This is a genomic window from Cryobacterium gelidum (assembly GCF_004403985.1).
Classification (GTDB): Bacteria; Actinomycetota; Actinomycetes; order Actinomycetales; family Microbacteriaceae; genus Cryobacterium; species Cryobacterium gelidum.
Window position 1 is genome coordinate 61,313 of record NZ_SOHL01000013.1, and the last position, 21,980, is coordinate 83,292.

At 66.5% G+C, this 21,980-nt stretch carries 21 protein-coding genes; 8 read left to right on the forward strand and 13 right to left on the reverse strand.

Features of this window, described 5'->3' with window-relative positions:
• Positions 1 to 55: 55 nt before the first annotated feature.
• Both purE and E3T50_RS06605 read right to left on the reverse strand, forming a co-directional pair.
• Positions 56 to 523 carry a 5-(carboxyamino)imidazole ribonucleotide mutase gene (purE, locus tag E3T50_RS06600; protein ID WP_241990823.1) on the reverse strand — a complete coding sequence of 156 codons (468 nt, stop codon included), beginning with the start codon at positions 521 to 523 and terminating at the stop codon, positions 56 to 58.
• 79 nt (positions 524 to 602) lie between these two features.
• On the reverse strand, positions 603 to 1,757 hold the full coding sequence (locus E3T50_RS06605) for a 5-(carboxyamino)imidazole ribonucleotide synthase (protein WP_134551142.1): 1,155 nt from the start codon (positions 1,755 to 1,757) through the stop codon (positions 603 to 605).
• A gap of 125 nt (positions 1,758 to 1,882) precedes the next feature.
• Between E3T50_RS06605 and E3T50_RS06610 the strand changes: the two genes are divergently transcribed.
• Entirely contained in the window at positions 1,883 to 2,425 is a 543-nt protein-coding gene (locus E3T50_RS06610) for a GtrA family protein (protein WP_134551143.1), read from the forward strand.
• On the opposite strand, the gene E3T50_RS06615 is transcribed toward E3T50_RS06610, so the two are convergent.
• Both E3T50_RS06615 and E3T50_RS06620 read right to left on the reverse strand, forming a co-directional pair.
• Positions 2,402 to 2,986 (reverse strand): PH domain-containing protein, encoded by a 585-nt coding sequence (locus tag E3T50_RS06615; RefSeq protein WP_134551144.1) that lies wholly within the window; start codon positions 2,984 to 2,986, stop codon positions 2,402 to 2,404. The genes E3T50_RS06610 and E3T50_RS06615 overlap by 24 nt on opposite strands.
• Positions 2,987 to 2,994: 8 nt before the next feature.
• Positions 2,995 to 3,837 (reverse strand): biotin--[acetyl-CoA-carboxylase] ligase, encoded by an 843-nt coding sequence (locus tag E3T50_RS06620; RefSeq protein ID WP_134551145.1) that lies wholly within the window; start codon positions 3,835 to 3,837, stop codon positions 2,995 to 2,997.
• Between the two features lie 189 nt (positions 3,838 to 4,026).
• On the opposite strand from E3T50_RS06620, the gene E3T50_RS06625 reads away from it, so the two are divergent.
• Together E3T50_RS06625 and E3T50_RS06630 are read left to right on the forward strand one after the other, a co-directional pair.
• Positions 4,027 to 5,634 (forward strand): acyl-CoA carboxylase subunit beta, encoded by a 1,608-nt coding sequence (locus E3T50_RS06625; protein WP_134551146.1) that lies wholly within the window; start codon positions 4,027 to 4,029, stop codon positions 5,632 to 5,634.
• Between the two features lie 17 nt (positions 5,635 to 5,651).
• Positions 5,652 to 5,900: an acyl-CoA carboxylase subunit epsilon gene (locus E3T50_RS06630; RefSeq protein WP_134551147.1), complete on the forward strand. Its 249-nt coding sequence runs from the start codon at positions 5,652 to 5,654 to the stop codon at positions 5,898 to 5,900.
• Positions 5,901 to 6,137: 237 nt separating this feature from the next.
• Here the strand turns inward: E3T50_RS06630 and E3T50_RS06635 are convergent, their stop codons facing one another.
• The 4 genes from E3T50_RS06635 to E3T50_RS06650 are packed head-to-tail and all read right to left on the reverse strand — an operon-like array spanning position 6,138 to position 10,612.
• Positions 6,138 to 7,190, reverse strand: coding sequence for a hypothetical protein (locus E3T50_RS06635; protein ID WP_241990801.1), 1,053 nt, complete (start codon positions 7,188 to 7,190; stop codon positions 6,138 to 6,140).
• Positions 7,187 to 8,560 (reverse strand): sensor histidine kinase, encoded by a 1,374-nt coding sequence (locus E3T50_RS06640; RefSeq protein ID WP_134551148.1) that lies wholly within the window; start codon positions 8,558 to 8,560, stop codon positions 7,187 to 7,189. The genes E3T50_RS06635 and E3T50_RS06640 overlap by 4 nt, the downstream gene beginning before the upstream one ends.
• Positions 8,553 to 9,257: a response regulator transcription factor gene (locus tag E3T50_RS06645; RefSeq protein ID WP_134551149.1), complete on the reverse strand. Its 705-nt coding sequence runs from the start codon at positions 9,255 to 9,257 to the stop codon at positions 8,553 to 8,555. Before E3T50_RS06645 ends, E3T50_RS06640 begins: the two co-directional genes overlap by 8 nt.
• A gap of 38 nt (positions 9,258 to 9,295) precedes the next feature.
• Complete coding sequence (locus tag E3T50_RS06650; RefSeq protein WP_134551150.1) at positions 9,296 to 10,612, reverse strand: class I SAM-dependent RNA methyltransferase; 1,317 nt, start codon at positions 10,610 to 10,612, stop codon at positions 9,296 to 9,298.
• An 83-nt stretch (positions 10,613 to 10,695) separates the two neighbouring features.
• On the opposite strand from E3T50_RS06650, the gene E3T50_RS06655 reads away from it, so the two are divergent.
• Positions 10,696 to 11,349 carry a Maf family protein gene (locus E3T50_RS06655; protein WP_134551151.1) on the forward strand — a complete coding sequence of 218 codons (654 nt, stop codon included), beginning with the start codon at positions 10,696 to 10,698 and terminating at the stop codon, positions 11,347 to 11,349.
• A gap of 84 nt (positions 11,350 to 11,433) precedes the next feature.
• Entirely contained in the window at positions 11,434 to 13,206 is a 1,773-nt protein-coding gene (locus tag E3T50_RS06660; protein WP_134551152.1) for an acetyl/propionyl/methylcrotonyl-CoA carboxylase subunit alpha, read from the forward strand.
• Between the two features lie 103 nt (positions 13,207 to 13,309).
• On the opposite strand, the gene E3T50_RS06665 is transcribed toward E3T50_RS06660, so the two are convergent.
• Positions 13,310 to 14,746 carry an NAD(P)H-quinone dehydrogenase gene (locus E3T50_RS06665; RefSeq protein ID WP_134462388.1) on the reverse strand — a complete coding sequence of 479 codons (1,437 nt, stop codon included), beginning with the start codon at positions 14,744 to 14,746 and terminating at the stop codon, positions 13,310 to 13,312.
• Between the two features lie 182 nt (positions 14,747 to 14,928).
• Here E3T50_RS06665 and E3T50_RS06670 point away from each other — a divergent pair, with 182 nt between their 5' ends.
• Together E3T50_RS06670 and E3T50_RS06675 are read left to right on the forward strand one after the other, a co-directional pair.
• On the forward strand, positions 14,929 to 15,762 hold the full coding sequence (locus tag E3T50_RS06670; RefSeq protein ID WP_134551153.1) for a purine-nucleoside phosphorylase: 834 nt from the start codon (positions 14,929 to 14,931) through the stop codon (positions 15,760 to 15,762).
• Entirely contained in the window at positions 15,759 to 17,876 is a 2,118-nt protein-coding gene (locus E3T50_RS06675; RefSeq protein WP_241990802.1) for a phospho-sugar mutase, read from the forward strand. Before E3T50_RS06670 ends, E3T50_RS06675 begins: the two co-directional genes overlap by 4 nt.
• Positions 17,877 to 17,964: 88 nt before the next feature.
• On the opposite strand, the gene E3T50_RS06680 is transcribed toward E3T50_RS06675, so the two are convergent.
• The 3 genes from E3T50_RS06680 to E3T50_RS06690 are packed head-to-tail and all read right to left on the reverse strand — an operon-like array spanning position 17,965 to position 19,841.
• Complete coding sequence (locus E3T50_RS06680; RefSeq protein ID WP_134462382.1) at positions 17,965 to 18,240, reverse strand: PTS sugar transporter subunit IIB; 276 nt, start codon at positions 18,238 to 18,240, stop codon at positions 17,965 to 17,967.
• A complete protein-coding gene (locus E3T50_RS06685) occupies positions 18,240 to 18,686 on the reverse strand; it encodes a PTS sugar transporter subunit IIA (RefSeq protein ID WP_134551397.1) in 447 nt (148 codons plus the stop codon). The genes E3T50_RS06680 and E3T50_RS06685 overlap by 1 nt, the downstream gene beginning before the upstream one ends.
• A 36-nt stretch (positions 18,687 to 18,722) precedes the next feature.
• The gene (locus tag E3T50_RS06690) at positions 18,723 to 19,841 is read right to left on the reverse strand and encodes an adenosine deaminase (RefSeq protein ID WP_134462376.1); all 1,119 of its coding nucleotides are present in this window, start codon (positions 19,839 to 19,841) and stop codon (positions 18,723 to 18,725) included.
• Positions 19,842 to 20,097: 256 nt separating this feature from the next.
• Between E3T50_RS06690 and E3T50_RS06695 the strand changes: the two genes are divergently transcribed.
• A complete protein-coding gene (locus E3T50_RS06695) occupies positions 20,098 to 21,081 on the forward strand; it encodes an SDR family oxidoreductase (protein WP_134551154.1) in 984 nt (327 codons plus the stop codon).
• On the opposite strand, the gene E3T50_RS06700 is transcribed toward E3T50_RS06695, so the two are convergent.
• Entirely contained in the window at positions 21,068 to 21,907 is an 840-nt protein-coding gene (locus E3T50_RS06700) for an alpha/beta fold hydrolase (protein WP_134551155.1), read from the reverse strand. The two genes, E3T50_RS06695 and E3T50_RS06700, sit on opposite strands and share 14 nt — an antisense overlap.
• Positions 21,908 to 21,980: the final 73 nt, after the last annotated feature.

Sequence of the window (21,980 nt, forward strand, 5' to 3'; positions counted from 1 at the left end):
CCGGAATTGGGGTGCCGGATCGGCTCTGTCACACTGCCCGGGTTTGTCACACTGGTCATAATCGCGTTTGGAGGTCCCGGTTCTTCTGCTCGACCAGGTCGGCGAGCTGCACGGAATAGTCTTCGAGCCTCTGGCGCAGCGTGTCATCGCTCGTGGCGAGGATCTTGATCGCGATCAGCGCGGCGTTCTTCGCTCCACCGATCGAGACGGTCGCGACCGGCACCCCGGCCGGCATCTGCACGATTGACAATAGCGAGTCGAGGCCGTCGAGCAGGCCGAGTGGCACGGGCACCCCGACCACGGGCAGCGTGGTCATGGCGGCGAGCATGCCGGGCAGGTGTGCGGCTCCCCCGGCTCCGGCGATGATCACCTTAAGACCGCGGGACTGGGCGCTGCGCCCATAGTCGAGCATCTTCTCGGGAGTGCGGTGCGCCGAGACAACCTGCACCTCGTGCGCCACCCCGAAGTCCCGGAGAGTCTGTGCGGCGGCGCTCATCACAGCGAAGTCGGAGTCGCTGCCCATGACCAGACCCACGAGCGGCGCGGTCGACGTCTGGGGCACGCTGATACTTTCGGTGTTCTCTAGCACGCAGATGATCCTATTACTCATTTATTGGTGCAGTGTCCTGAAATAACTGCGCTGTGGCACGCGCTTGGTAGGCAACTTCGTCGAGATCGTCGCCGCCAACGGTGACGTGGCCCACCTTGCGACCGGGCCTGCTGGCCTTGCCGTAATTGTGTACCTTCACAAGCGGATGCTGCGCGAACGCACCCGCATAACGGTCACCGAGCGAGCCGGACGCGGGCCCGCCGAAGATGTTCACCATGACCGTCCACGGGTCTCGGGCGCCGGTCGCCCCGAGCGGCAGGTCCAGCACCGCCCGCAGGTGCTGCTCGAACTGGCTCGTCGTGGACCCGTCAATCGACCAGTGACCGCTGTTGTGCGGTCGCATCGCCAGCTCGTTGATGAGGAGGCGCTCATCCGTTGTCTGGAACAGCTCGACGGCGAGCACGCCGGTGACACCGATACCCACGGCCACGGCCACGGCGATGTCGGTGGCGACGTCGGCAAGTCGGCCGGCGGACTGCGGGGCCGGCGCGATGACCTCGGCGCAGACACCGTCTTTCTGCACGGTCTCCACGACCGGCCAGACCGCGATCTCACCGTTCGGACGGCGCGCGACGACCTGAGCCAGCTCCCGGCTGAAGTGCACGAGCTCCTCGACCAGCAGTGCGCCATCGTTGCCGTCTTCGGCGAGCGCCAGAAACCAGTCATCGACGTCGTGCTCGTGGCTGACCACCCGCACGCCCTTGCCGTCGTAGCCGCCCCTGGCGGTCTTGACAACGGCGCGGCCGCCGTGGGCCTGCAGAAAATCTGCCAGACCGGCGGCGTCGGTGATGCGGGCCCAGTCTGGTATCGGCAGGCCCAGTTCGGCGAGTTTTTCGCGCATCAGCAGCTTGTCCTGGGCGTAGAGCAGGGCGTCGGGGCCGGGGTGCACGATGATGCCTTCGCGCACGAGCTCGCGCAGGATCTCCTGCGGCACGTGTTCGTGATCGAAGGTGAGCACGTCGACGGTCTTCGCGAAGGCGAGAACGGTGGGCAGGTCGCGGTAGTCGCCCACGCTGACGGCGGCGAGCTCGGCGGACATACCGTCGGCTTCGGCGAGAACCTTCAACTCGATGCCGAGGTTCACGGCCGCGGGAATCATCATGCGGGCCAGCTGGCCCGCGCCAATTACACCGACGGTTAAAGCCATCTGTTCACCAATTTCTATGCGAGCGTTCAGGTAAACGCAAGTGGATACTCAGCCCGGAGATTTCAGCACGCCGTAGACTGCGAGACTTCAGTGCTTTTCTACTTTACCGAACGTCGGACGGACGCATGTCGATCACCCTGAAGCAGCGCCTGCTCAGCTTTGTGAGTCAGGGCCTCAAGTTCGGCGCCGTCGGTGCACTGGGCTTCGTGGTGGACTTCACCGTCTTCAACCTGCTGCGCACCACCGTGCTGGACTCGGCCGACGTGCATGCCGGCCCGATCTACGCCAAGGTCATCTCGACCGTGCTGGCTATTCTGGTGAACTGGCTTGGTAACCGCTACTGGACCTTCAGAGGGAACCGTCAGAACCGCACCATGCGCGAAGGCGCAGAATTTCTTGCTGTGAGCCTGGTCGGCATGGGCATCGGCATCGCCTGCCTGTGGTTCAGCCACTACGTACTCGGTTACACGAGCGTTCTCGCCGACAACATCTCGGGCAACGTCGTGGGCCTCTTCCTCGGAGCGGTGTTTCGTTTCACGCTGTACCGCTACTGGGTGTTTGCGCCGGGACGGGCCGATGCGCCTGCCGGAGCGGGGGCATCCGTTGTTGCGACGCGCACCGGCTCCATGACCCTGCCAGCCGGTCTAGCGGCGACCCCAGAACGCTGACTCCTCGGAGATCGCCGAGTGCTCCTGCCGGCGTGAACCCATGACGGTGCTCGCTTTTTCCATGAGGTCGTGCAGCACGCTCTGCACGAGGTCGACGTTGGGAACGTCCTTCAGGACGAGTGGATGCTCCAGCCCCGAATTGATCAGCACGGTGCCGGAGTGAAACCCGGCTTGCACCCAATTCTGCCGCACGCTCACGTCGTAGCCGCGGCTGTGCAGCAGTTCCTGGCGGGTGCGCACGAAGAATCCGTGGCGAAAGATGATGCGGCGGGTGGTGATGGTATAGCGCTTGGTGAGCCAGGCGGCGAGCGGCAGCAGCCAGCCGAACACGGCGAGCACGATGGATCCGGCGAGCACGGCCGCGTTCTGCCAGGGCTCGGGCATGTTGCCGAAGAAGTAACCGGTAGCGCCGGCCAGGGCGAACAGGACCACGGTGGGCCAGAGTAGGATCCGGACGTGCGGACGTAGGCGGGCGACGACTGTCTCGGGCCGGCTCTCGCGGGCGTAGCCGGAGGATTCGGTATCGTCTGGCTCGTCCGGCGCTTTCTTCTTCTCTTTCATTACTTCTATTAATACCTCAGGTGGGTGACATCGCCAGCGGCGACAGACCGTTCTTCGCCATCGGTCTGGTTGATGACCGTCAGCCGGCCCCCGGAGTCGATGGCCGTGGCGGTGCCGATCAGGTCGCCATCGCCGGGCAGCTCCACCCGCACGACGCTGCCGAGGGTGCCGCACAGCGCGGAGACGTCCGTATGCAGGCCGCTTCGGAGCGCGTCGCCGTGGGCGGCGAGAAAGACCCGGTACAGCGTGACGAGCTCCCGCAGGTAGGCGGCGAGCACCGCGTCGGGGTCGGGCTTGCTGCGGGTGACCAGCAGCAGCGAGGTGGAGGTGAGGGTGGGCAGGTCATGCTCGTCGAGCGAGAGGTTGAGGCCAGCACCGATGATGATGCCGGAGGCGTCGGGCAGCAGCTCACAGAGAATGCCGCACACCTTGTAGCCGTCGATGAGCACGTCGTTGGGCCACTTGAGGGTGACTTCGTGGCGGGGATCCTCGGCCTCTTTGACTCCGGCGACCGGCTGCATGCCGGCCTCGACCACGCCGCGCACAGCCCGGGTCATGGCGGCGCCGGCCAGGAGGGGAAACCAGCCGAGGCTGTGCTGTGGCAGCGTTTCCCCGGTTGTGGTGCGCGGGCGGATGAGCACGGAGATGGCCAGGGCTTTGCCGGTCGGGGCCAGCCAGACGCGGCCGAGCCGGCCACGCCCCTGAGTCTGGTTGTCGGTGACGACCACCGACAGGTCGGGCCAGGCGGCGGCATCTGCTGTGGCGTGTTCCCTGAGCACGTCATTGGTGGAGGCGGCCTCGGAACGGTACTCGAACCGGCTCACCTCGGTGCGGCTGAGCGAAAACTCCATTGTGGCTACCCTCTCGTTGGCAGGACTCCTGCAATTCTTTAGAATATGGCCGTAGAGCACCTGGTTCCGGCCAGATTGCACGAGTTGCGCCGCTGGGAGGGCCGGCCGGAGGGGAAACGACCAGTGTTGCGCGGCAAAGTTGTGGATTATCGTCAACGGGGAGCGGCCCAGGGGTGCCGGTAGAGTGAAATGGTGATTGACAAGACGCCCGCCGCGGCACCGGACCTGTATACGACGGCGGGAAAACTCGCTGACCTCAAGCTGCGCTATCACGAAGCCGTGACCGCCAGCGGAGCCACCGCTATCGAGAAGCAGCACGCCAAGGGCAAGATGACCGCCCGCGAGCGCGTCGACCTGCTGCTCGACCAGGGTTCCTTCGTGGAGCTCGACGAGTTTGTGCGGCACCGCACCGTGGCTTTCGGGATGGAGAAGAAACGGCCATATGGTGACGCGGTCGTCACCGGGACCGGTACCATTCACGGCCGCCAGGTTGCCGTGTACTCCCAGGACTTCACCATTTTCGGCGGCTCGCTCGGTGAGGTCGCCGGCGAGAAGATCATCAAGGTGATGGATCTCGCCCTCAAAACGGGAGTGCCGATCATCGGCATTCTCGACTCGGGCGGAGCGCGCATTCAGGAGGGCGTCGTGGCCCTCGGCAAGTACGGCGAGATCTTCCGACGCAATACGGCCGCGTCCGGCGTCATTCCGCAGATCTCGATCATCTGCGGCCCGGCCGCCGGCGGCGCGGTCTACTCCCCCGCGCTGACCGACTTCGTGATCATGGTCGACAAGACCAGCCAGATGTTCGTCACCGGCCCGGACGTCATCAAGACCGTCACCGGCGAGGACGTCGGCATGGAAGAGCTCGGCGGCGCCCTCACCCACAACAAGGTCTCGGGTGTGTCGCATTATCTCGCGAGCGATGAACCCGACGCGCTCGACTTCGCCCGCGCCCTGCTGAGCTACCTGCCCGACAACAACCTGGCCGAGCTGCCCGTGTTCGACAGCGAGGTCGAGCTGGAAACAACGGATGCCGATCGTGGCCTGAACACGCTCATCCCCGATTCGCCCAACCAGCCCTACGATGTGAAAACGGTCATCGAGCACATCGTCGACCATGGCGACTTTCTCGAGACGCAGCCGCTGTACGCGCCGAACATCGTCGTCGGGTTCGCCCGGGTCGAGGGTCGCTCCATCGGGATCGTCGCCAACCAGCCCAACGCTATGGCTGGCACGCTCAACATTGAGGCCGGCGAGAAAGCCTCGCGCTTCGTCCGGTTCTGCGACGCGTTCTCCATCCCCATTCTCACCCTCGTCGACGTGCCCGGGTTTCTGCCCGGCACCGACCAGGAGTGGACCGGCATCATCCGTCGTGGCGCCAAGCTGCTCTACGCCTACGCCGAGGCCACCGTGCCGCTCGTCACCGTCATTCTGCGCAAGGCCTACGGCGGCGCGTACATCGTAATGGGGTCCAAGCAGCTCGGCGCCGACATCAACCTGGCCTGGCCGACCGCGGAGATCGCCGTCATGGGCGGCCAGGGCGCCGTGAACATTCTCTACCGCGCCGAGATCAAGGCGGCCGAACAGGCCGGCGAAGACGTCGCCGCCGTACGCACGCGCCTCGCCAACGAATACACCTACAACGTGGCCAGCCCGTTCCTCGCCGCGGAACGCGGAGAGCTCGACGGCATCATCGAGCCGGCCGCGACGCGCGTGTCCGTCATCAAGGCGCTGCGGGCGCTGCGTACCAAACGGGCGACCCTGCCGGCCAAGAAGCACGGGAACATACCGCTGTGAGGACGTCTAACACCACGATGTCTACTGACACCGCGATGCCCAAGCCCTCAGAGTTTGATCCGTCGGAGCTGAGTTTCGTGACCACCCGCGTGAGTGACACCGAAGTATCGGCGGTGACCGCCGTCATCCGTGGTTTGTTGCGGGAGGAGACCGACGAGCGCCGGGCCGCGCCCGAACACCACCAGAGTGCGTGGCAGCAGAACCAACGATCCATCCGCCGGCCGCTGCACCCCGGCGTCGGCCGCTGGCGCGGCTTTACCGGCTAGGGGCGCAACCACCTGTCGGTCTGTCCTCCTAAATGCCTACTTTTGCCGGTGGGAGCAGTGGTCCAAACTAGGGAGTGCTCGGTGGGGCTCCTGGAGTCCCACCACCAATCATTCGCTGACTAGGGTAAGCGGGCGAATGTGTTGGGGGCGAGAACGGATGACATTCGGGTTGTCGTCCTTTCTCGAAGGCTCGTTAGGGGATCGGCTTCGGCTGGTCCCCTAACGCATTTGTACCCGTCAGGCCGAAACGGCGGGCGCTACCTGCCGGGGGATTTCAATCCACAGGTCGACTTCTTCTTCGCCGGAGGAGTCAGGTCCGAGAGCACTCACCGCCGGGTCCGGGCTACTCAGGCCCACCACCGTGACCGCAATATTCCCGCTGTCGGCCGACGTACGCGCGATGATCTTGTCTGCGCTGGTGCGGCCGATGGCGGTCGCGAGGGTGTTGAGCACGACCTCCAACTCGGAACCATCCAGGTCGTCGATCCCGCCTTCGTCGAGCAGGGTCACGCTCGCGCCTCGCCGTCGGGCAGTCATGACCTGCTCGCGCACCGCCGGGTTGAGTAGACGCCGCCCCCGAATTTCATCACGGATGGCCGCTTCGAGCAGTCGGCATTCCTGACGTTCCGCCTCGCTGAGCTGCCCGTTGCTCTCGACGATGCGTCGAAGCATGGGCATGGCGAGGCGCATGGTCTGGGTCAGTCGCACCTGGCGCTCGTAGAGGTGCGCCTCCTGGGCGGCGTGCCATCCGCTAGCCTCACGTTCGGCCCGGGCATACTGGCGGGCATCCCGGCTCGCCTTCACGAGCGCACGCGACAGCAGCACGGCGGCCACCACCCAGACCACGCTGCCGATGACGCCCATCTGTGCCAGCGCGCCGACGCCAGCCCAGAGCACGCTGTGCACCACGAGCGCGCCCACGCCGATCAGCGCCAGCTGCGTGCGCTTGCGGGTGGCCGTGATGGTCATCAGTGTGCCGACGGCAGCGACGTACCAGGTGGCGTAGCCGAGGTAGCCGGCGGACGCGTCGAGCTGGCTGCCCACGATGAGCGGAATCGCAATGCAGACGGCCACGTTGAACAGGGCCAGCGGCAGCGACATGCGCATGGGGCTGTCTGGCCAGAGGCTCGCGGCCGTCGCCACGACGTACAGCCCCATGGCGACCAGGATCGGCATCGAGGAGGCCGGTTGGTTGATCGAATATAGGCCGAGCACCACGTGATAGCCGGAAAAGAAGGCCGCCACGATGAGGGCAAGGGCACGGGAAACAACCACGACGCCGGCCATCATCGACCGCCCATATCGCGCCCGGACAGCGTGTTCTCGACCTGGGCCGCCTCGTCCGCGTCACCGGGCCCCTTGCGTCGCGGCCAGGTGAGGGTGATGACCGTGCCGTGGCCGGGGCTCGTGCACAGTACGGCTATGCCGCCGGCGGTGGCAACCCGATCGTGGATCGAGACGCGCAGGCCGAGACGGGCGCTGGCGACGCTGGCGAGCTCGAAACCTCGGCCGGTATCGCTGATTTCAATGGTGCATCCGCTCTGGTCATTGCCTCCCACCGTGAGCCGACGCGATTTTGCCGGGCCGGCGTGCTGCACGCTGTTGACCATGGCCTGCACGCTGGCCGAGTAGAGCGCCTCGGCGGCGTACTCCGGAATGGTGAGGCCCTCCACGCACAGCTCGGTCACGGTGAACGATCCGGTCGCGGCCGCAGCGGTGCGCAGGCGTGCGGCGAGCGTGCTGAGCGCGGTTGAGGCATCGTCGATGCTGCGTTCTCCGCTGGCTTGCTGCAAGCGGGTGATCGCGCTGTGAGCCATCGCCGCGGCCAGCTGCGCGCCCCTGGCATTGCGCACCCCCGCAGCGGAGAGCAGCGTCGCGAGCACGCTGTCGTGCACGATGGAGTCAACCTCGACCCGCTCCACTTCGGTGGCGTGATGGCGCACCGCCACGGAATACTTGGAGAGGGCGTTGGACTGGGCGGTGTCGACCTTGGCCGTAGCCTCGCGCAGCACGTAGATGATGATGAGCACGACGCCGCCGAGCAACATGGCATAGCAGGTGTCGAGCACGGCGAGCAGATTTTCGGCCTCGCCACCGGACGGCAGCACCCGGATAAGTCCGAAGGCGACCGGGGTAACCACGGTGTAGGCGGCCGCCCAGACGAGGGGCAGTGCGATGGCCGCGCACGAGGTGGCGACGGTGCAGAGGTACCAGAGCCACGGCTTGCTCGCGAACACCATGGTGGGATCGATCATGAGCACCGGCCAGAGGAGGAGCGCGACGAGGTAGATGCCGCTCACCGCGGCCGCGGAACTGCGAACGCCGCGCCGGATGACCGTGCTGACCACGAACACGAGAAGAGACAGGGCGAGCAGGCCCGCACCGACGATGGCCGCTTCCGTTTTGCGGCTCGGCAGCTGTTCGAGCATGACCGGCAGGGTCTGCACAGCGAAGATCACCGCGACTCCAGCAACCGATCGGGACAGCACTGTCTCGATCTGGGCGTGGCTGATCGGGTTGCGCGGCTGCCGGCCGCGGCCGAAGAGGCTGTTCTCGCCCCGAGGACCATCCGTCCCGATGAGCGCAGACGGCCCGGTGGCGGTAACGACCAGGGCGCCTCGGCTGCTGCGGTCGCCCAGGCGGACGGCCCGTTTAGACACCGCGGTCACCTTCCGTTGCGTCGAGCCCCGGCAGGATTCCGTCTTCGACGGCGCGACGCAGCAGATCGACCTTGGTCGGCGCGGGGCGCCCGACCTCCACATATTTCACCCGAATGCGGTCGAGGTATTCGCGGGCGGTCGAGTGCGCGATGCCGAGCTGCATGGCGACCATCTTGAGCGGCAGTCCCGAGGCGTACAGGTGCAACACGTCGCGCTCGCGGCGGCCGAGCTGCGCCTTGGCGAAGTCCCGGTCGGCGTCGATGGCGGTGGCCCACTCGAGGTTGTTGAGCACGTCACCGCGGGCGACGGACGCGACGGCAGCCATGACCGTGGTGGTCGGCGAGGACTTGGGAATCACTCCGGCCGCTCCGGCGGCGAGCGCTTCGCGCACCGAGGCGACGCGGTCGGCAATGCTGTGCACGAGCACAGCCGAGCCGGTGGTCGCTGCGAGATGCACGTTGTCGGTGACGCGCGACCCGTCACCGAGCGACAGGTCGAGCACGATCACGTCGCACTGGCGGCCGGCGAGGCCGTCCACGAGAGCCTGCGCGGTTGCCGCCGCGAAGAGCACCTCGTAACCGGCGTTCTCGCAGGCGGCCTGTAACCCCAGTCGTACTGACTCGTGATCGTCGACGATTCCCACGCGAACGGGATTCTCGGGTGCGGAGGGGATGGGATCAGTTGCTGCGTGGCTCACTCGGGGCTGTCCTTCGGCTTGTCTGACCTCAACGATAGCTATTTACTCAGCAAAGCGACGGCTTCGACGTGATGAGTATTTGGAAACAGGTCAAAGGCGCGCAGTGTGCGCAGCTGGTATCCCTGTTTCTGGAACAGCGCGACGTCGCGGGCCAGGGCGACCGGGTCGCAGGCCACGTAGACGATTTGTTGCGGAGCGAGGGCGACCAGCTGGTCAACGACGACCTTGCCCGCTCCGGAGCGCGGCGGGTCGAGTACGACGGTGGCAGCGGTGAGCCGGGCACGCTCCGCGGCATCCGCTTCTCGCAGCAGGCGCTGCAGAAAGCGGTCGACGCGGTCGGCCTCGGCCGTGGCGCCGGCCCATTCCTTGAGGTTGCGGGCAGCGAAAGCCACCGCCTCGGGGTCGCTTTCTACCGAGGTGATGCGGGTCGACTGGCCGAACTTGTCGCCGACGGCCGCGGCGAGCAGGCCGACACCGCCGTAGAGGTCGAGGTTGGAGGCGCGCGGGTCGAACATGGCGGGATCGATGATGTTCTGCACCGCGTGGTATAGGGTGTCGGCGGCCATCGAGTGCACCTGCCAGAAGCCCGACCGGTCCAGTTCGAACTCGCGGTCGGCGACGATCTCGTGAATGAGACCGTGCGGCACCTTCTTGGGCTTGCCGTTGGCATCTTTGGCCGAGACGAGCACCTGCACGTCGCCCTTGCTCGGCGCGACCAGGTCGACTTTCGCCGCGTTGTGAAAGAGCGTGTCGAGCGGGGCGCGCAGTTCGAGCTCGTGCTCGGCGAGCGGCAGGTCATCGACGGGAATCACCCGATGACTGCGCGCGGCGTACGGGCCGATGGTTCCGTCGGCTGCCACATGCAGGCTCACCCTGGTGCGCCATCCGGTGCCGTCCATCGCATCGCCGGGGCTGGCTTTCGGGCTGACCGCGACCGGCTCAACCACAACGGATGTGTCCAGACCGGCCATGCGCTGCAGCGCGTCGGCGAGAACCTGGCGCTTGAGTTCGCGCTGAAAACTGAGTTCGATGTGGCCGAACTCGGCGCCGCCGGCGCGGTCTTCCGGTGCGCGATCAACGGATGCCGCGCCCCAGATGTGCGGCTGCCGTTCGCCGGCGGCGTCGATGACGGCGACAGTTTCCGCGCGCCAGAAGCTTTTGTGATTGGCCTCGGTGAGGCGGGCTCGCACCCGTTCGCCGGGCAGGGTATCACTGACGAAAATCACGCGACCTTCGTGGCGGGCGACGAAGATTCCGCCGTGCGCGACGTTGGTGATGTCCAGCTCGAGCTCGTCACCGACGCTCGCAGACGGGGTCGGGTCGGGGGCCTGGGGCTGGGAACTCGTGTTGCTCATCTCTTGATGATCCCACACCGCTTCGCGACTGCCCGTTCTGGCCTGCTTGAATGGATGCTCCGCTCCCGTTTACGAAGGAAAGCATGCGCCTCTACTTGGCCTCCACGTCTCCCGCCCGACTCGCCCTGCTGCGGGCGGCCGGCATCGAACCGGTGCTGATCGACCCCGCCGTCGACGAGGCGCGGGTCGTTGCCGAGACCGAAGCGTCGCGCGGCGATGCGTTGGAGCCGCGCGTTCTCGTGGAGTTGCTGGCGCGCGCGAAGGCGGAGGCGGCGGCGGCATCCGCTCTACTGACGGAGCCGCTGGACGGGCTGCTGCTGGGCGGCGACTCGGTGTTCGTGCTCGATGGCGTCATTTACGGCAAACCGCACACGGCCCAGACTGCGCGGGAGCGGTGGGAGCGCCAGCGCGGGCGCACCGGCACACTCTATTCCGGCCACTGGCTGATCGAGGTCGAGGAGGGCGTACCCGGCCGGGCGATCGGCGCGGTCGCTGAGGCCGAGGTGACCTTTGCCGACGATCTCGACGACGCTGAGCTCGACGCCTATGTCGCCACCGGTGAACCCCTGTACGTGGCGGGTGCGTTCACGATCGACAGCCTGGGCGCTCCCTTTATCACGAGCATTGTCGGCGATCCGTCGACCGTCGTTGGTTTGTCGCTGCCAACGCTGCGGCGCCTGGTGCGCGGGCTGGGACACGAGTGGCCCACCCTGTGGAATCGCCCGGGAGCGCTGTAATTGTAGGCATCCGCAATATTCTGCCGGGCCTTTTGTGGGACAGAACCAAAAGGGAGAGGACGGTGGGCAATAGGCTAAGTGACTGTGTCACTCATAACGAAGGTCCTCATCGCCAACCGAGGCGAGATCGCCGTTCGGGTCATCCGTGCCGCGAAGGACAGTGGAATTCTCTCTGTTGCCGTCTACGCCGACCAGGACCGCGATTCCCTGCACGCCCGTCTCGCTGACGAGGCGTACGGACTCGACGGCACCAGCGGCGCAGAAACCTACCTCGTCATCGACAAGATTCTCTCGATTGCCCGGCGGTGCGGTGCGGATGCCGTGCACCCCGGCTATGGCTTTCTCGCCGAGAATGCGGACTTCGCCCGCGCCGTGATCGGCGCCGGACTCACCTGGATCGGGCCGTCACCCGAGGCGATCGAGCAACTCGGCGATAAGGTCTCCGCCCGGCATATCGCCGAAAAGGTCAACGCTCCGATGGCGCCCGGCACCCTCAACCCCTGCATTGACGCGGCCGAGGTGCTCGCCTTCGTCGATGTGCACGGCCTGCCCGTGGCGATCAAGGCCGCCTTCGGTGGCGGCGGACGTGGCCTCAAGGTTGCCCGTACCCGCGACGAGGTTGCCGAGATGTTCGACTCCGCCACCCGCGAGGCCATCACCGCCTTCGGCCGCGGCGAATGCTTCGTCGAGAAGTACCTCGATTCCCCCCGCCACGTTGAGACCCAGTGCCTTGCCGACATGTACGGCAACGTCGTCGTCGTGTCGACGCGCGACTGCTCGCTGCAGCGCCGGCACCAGAAGCTCGTCGAGGAGGCGCCCGCGCCGTTCCTGACCGAAGCCCAGACCACGGAAATGTACCGGGCGTCCAAGGCCATTTTGAAGGAGGTCGGCTATCTCGGGGCCGGCACCTGCGAGTTTCTCATCGGCCAGGACGGGACGGTGTCGTTCCTCGAGGTCAACACCCGCCTGCAGGTTGAGCACACCGTCTCCGAAGAGGTCACCGGCATCGACCTGGTACGCGAACAGTTCCGCCTCGCCGAGGGTGGCGAGCTGACCTATGGCGACCCGGTCGCATCCGCTCACTCCTTTGAATTTCGCATCAACGGCGAGGATGCCGGCCGCGGCTTCCTGCCAGCACCCGGCCCGGTGCACGTGTTCAAACCCTCGGGGGGCCCCGGCGTGCGCGTCGACACCGGCGTGCAGTCCGGCGATGTGATCAGCGGATCGTTCGACTCGCTTATCGCCAAGCTCATCGTCACCGGCGCGACCCGTGAAGAGGCCCTCGAGCGCTCACGTCGAGCACTCGACGAGTTCGAGGTGGCCGGCTTGCCAACCGTGCTGCCCTTTCACCGGAAGGTCGTGCGGGATCCCGCGTTCGCGCCGACCGACGGTAAGCCGTTCACCGTCTTCACCCGTTGGATCGAAACCGAGTTCGACAACGACATCGAACCGTGGACCGGCAGCATGGAAGACACCACGGGGCCGCAGAAACGGCACAGCATCGTCGTTGAGGTGGAGGGACGCCGCATCGAGGTGACCCTGCCCACCCGGCTGCTGCCCGGCGGCGCGAGCGCCCGTTCGGTCGGTCCAGCGCCCCGGCGCCGCGGCGGCCTGACGGCCGTCGACACCGCCACCGGAGACGCCATCAAGGCGCCGATGCAGGCGACCATTGTGAAGCTGCTCGTTGCCGCGGGCGACACGGTCATCAAGGGCGACCTGCTGCTCGTTCTCGAGGCCATGAAGATGGAGCAGCCGCTCGTCGCCCACCGTGACGGCACCGTCGGCAACGTCAGTGCCGTCGTCGGCGAAACGGTCTCCTCCGGCTCGGTGCTACTGACGGTCTCCGACGCCGTCTAGGCCCACGACACCCGGTAGGTGACCTGCCGTCGGGGCGGGTTTTCCGCACTGCCTGAGCGAGCAGCGGATGACCCGCTCGCGCGGCCCACCCCGACAACTTCTTCTACAGCACGACGTGCATCGCCCGGGCCGCATCGGTAATCGATCCGGTGAGCGAGGGGTAGACCGGGAACGTGCGCGCGACCTCGTCGACGGTGAGCCGATGCTCCACCGCGAGCGCGAGCGGAAAAATGAGCTCGCTGGCTTTCGGGGCCACGATGACGCCGCCGATAACCGTGCCACTGCCGGTGCGGGCGAACAGCTTGACGAAGCCGTCCTTGATCCCCATCATCTTGGCCCGCGGGTTCGACGAGAGCGGAAGCTTGTAGATCTCACCCTGGGCGAGTCCGTCTTCGATCTGCTTCTGGGTATAGCCGACGGTCGCGATTTCGGGCTGGGTGAAGATGTTCGCGGCCACGTTACGGATCTCGATCGGATTGACGGTGTCGCCCATCGCGTGGAACACCGCGGTGCGGCCCATCATCGACGCCACCGATGCCAGCGGGATCTCGGTCGTGCAGTCCCCGGCCGCATAAATGTTTGGAATCGAGGTGCGGGCAACCCGGTTGACCTGGATATGCCCGGAGTCGGTGACCTGGACACCGGCCTGTTCAAGGCCGATGTTGGCGGTGTTCGGAATGGAGCCGACGGCGATGAGGCAGTGGCTGCCCTCGACCGTGCGACCGTCTTCGAGGACGGCGACGACGCCGGTTGTGGTGCGTTCGACCGAGGAGGCCCGCGACTTGGAGAGCACGGTCATGCCGTTGCGCTTGAAGACGTTCTCGATCACGTTGGCGGCGTCGGCGTCTTCACCGGGCAGAACCTGGTCGCGGCTGGAGATGAGGGTGACCTCCGCGCCCAGGGCGCGGTAGGCCGAGGCGAACTCGGCACCGGTGACACCGGAGCCGACCACGATGAGGTGTTCCGGAATAGCCTTGAGGTTGTAGAGCTGGGTCCAGGTGAGAATGCGTTCACCGTCGGGCATCGCAGAGGCCAGCACGCGCGGGCTGGCTCCCACCGAGACAACGAGGGTGTCGGCGTCGATGCGGTCGAAGTCGGTGGCCGTCGCGTCACCCGAGGTGGCGACGATGATGCCGGAGGTGCCGTCGAGACGTCCGTGGCCCTGCACGTAGCGCACGCCGGCCCGAATGAGCGTCGCCTTCATATCTTCGGACTGCTGGCGGGCGAGGGCAAGCAGGCGTTTGTTCACGGCGGCCAGGTTGATGGCCACTTCCGGGCGCAGCGGTTTTCCGGTGTCGCCGCGCACGAAGAACTGCACACCCAGATCGGTGGCTTCTCCGATCGAGTTCGCGGCCTCGGCCGTCGCGATGAGGGATTTGGAGGGGACGACATCCGTTATCACCGCGGAACCGCCGACACCGACGCTCTCGATGAGAGTGACATCGGCACCCTGTTGTGCTCCGGCGATGGCCGCTTCGTATCCGCCGGGCCCACCGCCTAAAACTACAATGCGCTGCTTGCGTTCGAACTCATAGGCCATGTACTCCATTCTCTCAACCCACGCAGCCCCCGCCAAACCGCGAAAGCGGCCGGGCAGACCAGTCTGTCCTTCGAACAAGACGAAATCGAGCCGAATGGCCATCAGGGCGGCCGCTCGGCGCGCCGATGAGCAGAATTCGCACAGAATCTCCGTGCCGTTGGCGGGGGTTCTAGAGTAGTGAAATGTTCACGAACGAGATCAACCCGTTAGACCTGCCCGAAACAGATCCGTTTGAGGCTGCACGGTCGGCCGCCGCGGAGATCGCCGGCATCACGGGAGTACCCCGGCACGACATTGCTCTCACACTCGGCAGCGGCTGGGCCAAAGCCGCCGACCTGATCGGCGAGACGACGCACACCGTGTCCGCCGCGGACATCACCGGGTTCAGCGCTCCCGCACTGGCCGGCCACGCGGGTACGCTGCGCTCGATTTTGCTGCCCAGCGGTAAGCGCGCGCTCGTGATCGGCGCCCGCACGCATTACTACGAGGGCCACGGCGTGCGTCGCGTCGTGCACAGTGTGCGCACGGCGGCGGCGGCCGGAGCGACGACGATGATCCTGACCAACGGGGCCGGCGGAATCCGTGAGTCCTGGAAGCCGGGCACCCCGGTGCTGATCAGCGACCACATCAACCTGACCTTTGATTCCCCGCTCGAGGGCGCGACCTTCGTCGACCTGACCGACTTGTACTCCAAGCGGCTGCGCGATCTCGCGCGTGGAATCGACCCGACCCTCGACGAGGGTGTGTACTGCCAGTTTCGCGGGCCGCACTATGAGACGCCGGCCGAGGTGCAGATGGCCAAGGCCATCGGCGGCCACATCGTGGGCATGTCGACCGCGCTCGAGGCCATCGCCGCCCGGCAGGCCGGCATGGAGGTTCTGGGCCTCTCGCTCATCACCAACCTCGCCGCCGGCATCCAGACCACACCGCTCAGTCACGGCGAGGTCATCGAGGCCGGCACGCTGGCCGAACCGGTGATCAGCGCGCTCCTCGCGCGGATCGTGGCCGCCCTGTGACCGGCAGCGACCGTCACGACGCGAGCGGCTTAGCCCATCGCGACGAGAGCGGCGAGCGGCCCGAAAAACGCACCGGTGGTCGCCATTCCGGCCCACCAGCGGATGACGCCTCGCCGGCCACCCCGAATATCGCCCACGACGTCGCCGATACCGATGCGGCCGACGAGATCCGCACTCCCACCCGCGCCCTGCCGATCGTGCCGGACAGCGACGACGCCGGCTCCGAGCCGACGGTTGCCAGGGAGAACATCGTGCAGAACAACGACGACGACCTCGACGAAGCGACGATGGCCATTCAAACGATCACGCCCGACGGCAACGCGGATGGTGTTGCGGATGATGACGTCGTCGACCTTGCTACCGCGCCGGTCGCGCAGGAGACCCCGAAGACCTCGGACACTGCGACCGACCGTACCGCGGCGCTGCTGCAGGCCGCGCGGGCCTGGCTGAATCAGGATCCCGACCCGGAGACGCAGGCGCAGCTGCGCGCACTCATCAACGCCGTCGACGACGGCGACACCGTGGCCCTCTCCAACCTGCACTCCCGGTTCGACACCCGGCTCGCCTTCGGCACAGCCGGGCTGCGCGGCGAAATCGCTGCCGGACCGAACCGGATGAACCGCGTGCTGGTCTCGCAGACTGCGGCCGGTCTGGCCACCTACCTGCGGCGTCATGCCGCGCCGGGCGTGACGCCGTCGGTGGTCATCGGCTACGACGGACGCAAGAACTCGCAGATCTTTGCGACGGACACGGCGTCGCTCATGGCCGGCGCCGGGGTGCGCGCCATCCTCCTGCCGCGTCTGCTTCCCACGCCGGTACTCGCCTTCGCGGTGCGACACCTCGACGCGAGCTGCGGCGTGATGGTGACGGCCTCGCACAACCCGGCCAACGACAACGGCTACAAGGTCTATCTGGGCGGCGCGAATAACGGCGCCCAGATCGTCTCCCCCGACGATAAGGCCATCTCGGACGAGATTCTGCGTGTGGCTGCCGACGAGCACGTGCCGCACCTGCCGCGTGGCAGTTACGAAACAGCCGACGAAGACGTCGTGCAGGCCTACATCATTCAGACCGCGGGCCTCGCCCACACACCGCGCGCGCAGGTGAACGCGGTGTACACCGCCATGCACGGCGTCGGCTGGGACACCACCCGCCGGGTGCTTGAAAAGGCCGGATTCGACCTGCCGACCCTCGTCGACGCGCAGATCGCCCCGGACGCCGCCTTCCCCACCGTGGCATTTCCGAACCCGGAAGAACCCGGCGCGATGGATCTCGCCTACGAGACCGCGCGCGAGGTGAGCGCCGAGCTCATCATCGCCAATGATCCGGATGCCGACCGCCTCGCCGTCGCCATCCCCGACCTGTCCAGCGCGAGCGGATACCGCCGCCTCAGCGGCAACGAGGTCGGCGCCATCCTCGGCTGGCGCGCCGCCGCGCTGGCCGCATCGCCCGACGGCGACACCGACGGCGGCCTCGCGGAGAACACCGGCACGCTCGCCTGCTCGATCGTGTCGTCGCCGGCGCTACGCGCGGTAGCGGATGCCTACGGCCTGCGTTTCGTAGAAACCCTCACCGGGTTCAAATGGGTGTCGCGGGTGCCGGACCTCATCTACGGCTTCGAAGAGGCCCTCGGCTACCTGGTCAACCCGGACACCGTGCGCGACAAGGACGGCATCTCGGCCGCCGTCGTGCTGCTCTCGCTCGTGAGCGACCTCAAGTCGGAGGGGAAGACCCTCGCCGGCTATCTGGACCTGTTCAGTGAGAAGTTCGGACACTTCGCGTCGGGGCAGATCTCTGTGCGGGTGAGTGAACTGTCGACCATTGCGCTGGTCATGACTCGGCTGCGGGAGTCCCCGCCGACGCACGTGGGCCGCATTCGGGTTGACGAGATCGATGACTTTCGGTGGGGGTTTGGTGACCTGCCCCCGAGTGACGTCTTGCGCATCCGCCTGACCGACGGATCACGTGTGATGGTGCGCCCGAGCGGAACCGAACCCAAGCTCAAGGTATACATCGACACCCGCTGCACGGTCGGTACCCTGGTGGAGCGTCGTTCCGCCGCGCAGGCCGCCCTCGACGAACTCGACCGTGGCATGCGCGCCCTGATCGCGTAGGGGTTGGCCGTCCCCTGCGCGCATCGGTGAGTTGGCGCGACTCTGGAGCGCGCTTCCGCACGGGCGGGCCCACGGCCCGGCGACGCGGTTAGGATCCGAGCGAGATCTCAAGTTTGGCGACGAGTTCGTCGAGGTCGAAGTAGTTGTTGATGACGATGACGTCGGCATTGGTCTTGCCGATCGCGTCGACGAGCTCCGACGACGTCAGAATGACCTGGGCGTCGGCCGCGGCGGCACGCACGCCGGCGACATCCGTGGCCTGCACGCTCGCCTGGATGTCGAGGCGTTCCAGGGCGCGCTCGGCGTTGACCTTGAGGATGGCCGAGGTACCCAGGCCGACGCCGCACATCACGACGATCTTCATCAGGCGGTCTGTCCGAACACGCTCTGCACGAACTCGGCGGTGGTCGCGCCGACCAGGGCTGGAATCACCGCGGGGTCGTTGAACACGTTGGCGAGTTCGGCGACGAACTGCAGGTGGTCGTCTGCGCCGGCCACGGCCAGGCCGACGATCACGCTAACCGGGTCGTTGTGTGGGTGCCCGAAGGCGACCGGCTCGACGAGGGTGACCACGCAGAGGCCGTCGGAGAGGACATCCGCTCCGGGGCGGGCATGGGCCAGCGCCAGTCCGGGCGCGATGACGATGTAAGCGCCAAATTCGCGAATCACCGCGATCATGCGTTCGGTGTACGCGGAGGTCGTAACACCGGAACGCACGAGGGCGTCACCGGCTGCCCAAATGGCGGCCGGCCAGTCGTCGACGTGCGCGCCGATTGTGATGGCGTCAAGCGGGAGGTGCGGGAGTGGCATGGTCACTTTCGGATAAGTGGGGTCGTGCTGGTGAGATCAGGCCTCGCCAAAGCCCGCTTCGATGGCCTCGACGAGTTCTTCGCGGTCTTCCAGCGGCAGGAACGCAGCGTGGGCCGCGTTGAGCTGGAAGGTCTCGAGGTCGCCGAGGTCGTAGCCGAAGGCGTCGGAGAGCAGGGCGAGTTCCTGGGTGAGGGTCGTATCGCTCATCAGACGATTGTCGGTGTTGACGGTGACCTTGAAGCCGAGCTGGTAGAGCAGGTCGAACGGGTGGTCGAAGAGTTCCTCGCCCCAGGCGGCGACCGCTCCGGTCTGCAGGTTCGAGGAGGGGCTCAGTTCGAGCGTGATCTCGCGGTCACGCACCCACTGGGCCACCGGGCCCAGGGTGACGAAGGTGTTGTCGTCGTCCTGGCGTTCGATGGTGACGTCTTCAGCCAGACGTACACCGTGGCCGAGGCGCAGCGCGCGGCCGTCGAACAGGGCGCCGCGGATACTGTCGAGGCCGTCCGCCTCGCCGGCATGCACGGTGACCGGCATGAATTCGCGCGCCAGCAGGTCGAAGGCGGCGCTGTGATTGCCGGCAGGGAAGCCGGCCTCAGCGCCGGCGATGTCGAAGCCGACGACACCGTCGAAACGGTAACGCACGGCGAGTTCGGCGATTTCGAGGCCGCGGTTCGCATGGCGCATGGCGGTGATGAGCTGGCCGATGCGGATGCTGCGGCCCGACTGCTCGACGTTCTCGATGCCCGCTTCGATTCCGTCCTGCACGGCCTCGACGACCTCGTTGAGGGTGAGGCCGCGGGCCAGATGCTGCTCGGGAGCCCAACGGATCTCGCCGTAGATGACGCCGTCGTCGGCGAGGTCCTCGACGAATTCGCGGGCGACCCGGCTGAGACCCTCGCGGGTTTGCATAACAGCGGTGGTGACGTCAAAGGTCTTGAGGTATTCCACGAGCGAGCCGGCATTGGACTGGTCGGAAAACCATTCACCGAGCGCGTCGGCATCCGTTGTGGGCAGCCCGAACCCGATGGCATCGGCTAGTTCGATGATGGACTGCGGGCGCAGCCCGCCGTCCAGATGGTCGTGCAGCGACACCTTGGGCAGGGTGTTTATGCTCGTGCCGCCGCCAGGCATAAGGAATTCCTCGATCAAAGTCATACGAACAAGCTCCTCGATGCCGGTAGCGGGTGTGAACTACAACCGCCCGCCCAGCATATCGGAGCAGCTCTGAACGGACCGTGAGAAACCCGGCAAACGTCTGGCTCTGCACCGCCCGGACACGGCCGCCCGTGTGATCGACCCGCTGGCGAGGGCGCCACACCACAACCGTGAATCCGCCCCGGACCGCGGGGCGCCGCGTGACTTCCCCAAGCCGACCGGGTTGGATAGATCACCACGACAAACCGGGAGCCCCATGCCGAAGACCACCCGAGCCAGAATCAACAGACCGCTCCCCGACATTCAGATTCCCGACCTGCACGGCAAGGTCGCCGTCGTCACCGGGGCCAACAGCGGCCTCGGATTCGGTCTCACCGGGCGCCTCGCGCGGGCGGGCGCCGAGGTCATTCTCGCCGTGCGCAACAAGGAGAAGGGCGCCGAGGCCGTGGCGCGCATTCGCAGGCAGACCCCGGAGGCGACCCTCACCATCCGTCATCTCGATCTGGCCTCACTCTCCAGCGTCACCGATTTCAGCGACGAACTCGTGCGCGAGGCGCGCCCGATCGACATTCTGCTCAACAACGCCGGACTCATGATGCCGCCGGTTCGCGACGAAACCGAAGACGGGTTTGAGCTGCAATTCGGCACCAACCACCTCGGCCATTTCGCGCTCACCGCCCACCTCCTACCGCTGCTGCGCGCAGCCGGAACGAGCCGGGTCGTGAGCCTCTCGAGCCTGATCGCCCGCACCGGGCGCCTCGACTTCGACGACCTGCAAGGCCTGCGCTACCGGGCGCACCGCGCCTACGGACTCTCCAAACTCGCCACGCTCATGTTCGCTCGGGAACTCAACCGGCGCAGCATCGCCGGTACTTGGGGCGTGCGCAGCATCGCCGCACACCCGGGCGCGACCGTCACCAACCTGCAGATCACCGGCCCCACACACAAAGGCGCGTCGGCCCGGGTTTTTCTCGCCGCTAACGCGGCCTCGCACCGTATCGGCTGGATCTGGCAACAGATCGACCAGGGCATCCTGCCGGCCCTCTACGCGGCCACAAGCCCGGCGGCGGCCGGCGGCGGCTATTACGGACCCGGCGGATTCGGCGAACTCACCGGCGCCCCCGCTCCCGCCAAGTTGCCGCCGCGATCGCTCGATGAAGCAGCTGCCCGCCGCCTCTGGTCGATCTCGGAGGAACTCACGAACATGACGTACCCGACCGGGCAGATCAGCTGTCGATGACCTTCACGAGCACGCGGGCCAGCCGTTTGCGAATGATGTGGTCGTTGGCCTCGACGCGGTGCATGGTGACGTGGCGCATCCGCTCAATAATGGTCATGCTGCCCTGCGCGATGAACGCGTCAAGCGCTCCGTAGATCACGTCGACCGGCACCGTGAGGCTTGCAATGTCGCTCACCACGGTCTGCGATTCAATGCAGTGCTCCATCGACCTGATGAACGGCGTCCAGGTCTTCTCGGTCAGCTCGAAGATACCCTTGGGCAGCAGGCGCGACAGGATCGCGGCGTTGGCGAGCGTGAATTCCTTGTTCGTGCGCAGAAAGTCGCAGGCGCGCAGGTATGCGCTGACCCGCGCCTTGACCCGCGGATCGCCGATGTCGCCCGGTGAGACGTAGACCGGCGGACCGACCAAGACCATGCGCGACACCGTGCCGCGCCCGGCCAGACGCCGCCAGAATGTCGCGACAAGGCCCTGTCGCTCCATCGCCGCGTAGCGCGTGCTGATCAGGCTGCCGAGTGAGTGGCCGACGAGCACAAACGGCTCGCGCAATTTCAGAGAGCGGATGGTCGCGGCCAAGGCCCGGACGTGATCCTCCAGCCGGTATTCGCATCCGTCCGGTGCCGGCGACTGCCCGAACCCGAGAATGTCGACCGCGATCACCCGGTGGTTCGGAGTCAGCAGCGGGATGACCGCGTAAAAGGTGACCGACGACGACGCGATACCGTGCACCAGAATCACGACCGGGCCGGTGCCGGAATCCGTTGCGATATGCAACAGCGGCCGGCGCGACCGACGCGCCTTGCGCATCCGCTCCATCCACCAAGTCATACGTAATTATCGTCTGCTGCACCGAATCGGCGGGGTGAACCGTCGACCCGCACTGTGCGGTCAACCATCGAGT